Source organism: Anoxybacillus sp. LAT27 (assembly GCF_022030075.1).
Classification (GTDB): Bacteria; Bacillota; Bacilli; order Bacillales; family Anoxybacillaceae; genus Anoxybacillus; species Anoxybacillus kestanbolensis.
Genome location: NZ_JAIWYK010000395.1, coordinates 1 through 224, shown reverse-complemented (window position 1 = coordinate 224; position 224 = coordinate 1). Strand labels below are relative to the sequence as shown.

1 protein-coding gene is annotated in these 224 nt (G+C 42.9%); it reads right to left on the bottom strand.

All coding sequences use genetic code 11. The features are described 5' to 3' along the window. Nucleotides 1-224, bottom strand: a 224-nt coding sequence (locus tag LD028_RS09925; RefSeq protein ID WP_237811720.1) for a DEAD/DEAH box helicase family protein, incomplete at both ends; no start/stop codon positions are given.

Below are 224 nucleotides of genomic sequence, written 5' to 3'. Positions count from 1 at the left end.
CTTCGCAGCGGCATGATGAAATTCGTCAATGACAATGAGATCAAACACGTCTTTCGCAAATATTTCTAAATGTTTTTTCATGCTTAGCGTAAAAATCGACGCAAAGACGACATCGGCTTGTCCTTCTTTCACTTTGCCGTCGTAAATACCGAACGTCTTATCCGAAAGCACTTGCGCAAACGATCGCTTCGCTTGATGTAAAATTTCTTCGCGGTGCGCTACAA